This window comes from Dryocola boscaweniae (assembly GCF_025215095.1).
Classification (GTDB): domain Bacteria; phylum Pseudomonadota; class Gammaproteobacteria; order Enterobacterales; family Enterobacteriaceae; genus Dryocola; species Dryocola boscaweniae.
In genome coordinates this window covers 1-619 of sequence record NZ_JALHAP010000047.1, presented here as the reverse complement: position 1 = coordinate 619, position 619 = coordinate 1, and the positions used below count along the sequence as shown (strand labels likewise).

Annotated in this window: 1 protein-coding gene; it reads right to left on the bottom strand. The window is 61.1% G+C overall.

Going from position 1 to position 619, the window contains the following annotated elements; genetic code table 11:
* A partial coding sequence (locus MUA00_RS00270) for a hemagglutinin repeat-containing protein (protein WP_271121238.1) occupies positions 1 to 619 on the bottom strand: 619 nt, incomplete at both ends.

Below are 619 nucleotides of genomic sequence, written 5' to 3'. Positions count from 1 at the left end.
GTCTGCGCGGCGTTAAGGTTCAGGTCGTTGCCCGCCATCAGCGTTGCGTTGCCGCCCGCATTCACCGCGCTGGCGGCAAGCGTCAGGTCATTGCCTGCCTGCATCCCCAGATTTCCGCCTGCGGTGAGGGTGCTGCCGCTTTGGGTCACAGATTCTTTGCTGGTTGCGTCTTTGCCCCGGAAGCCGGACTGGCTGTAGCTTTCAGTAATCTGGTTTGCGGTAACGTTGATATTGCCGTCCGCCAGCATCAGCAGACTGCCGCCCGCTGCGACGTTTGCGCCTTTGACGTTGATGTCCTTTCCGGCGCTCAGGCTCATGTCGTCCTGCGCGGTAATCGAAGCCGTCGGGCCCGTATCCGTGCCGCTCAGATGCATATTGCCGCTGCGGCTGTTGCCACCAATGCTCCACCGTTCGGTGAGCGTGACGTTACTGATGCTGCCGCCGATGCTCTCAAGCGCCACGGTTTTGCCCGCTATCGTCGAGCCGATGTTGTTGATGTCGCCCAGCGCGCTCAGTTGCAGCCCGCCGCCCGCGCTTATCAGCCCGGCATTCAGGTTGCTGATGCTGTTGTCGCTGTTGATGCTCAGGTTATTGTTTGCACTCAGCGTGCTGCCGCTGT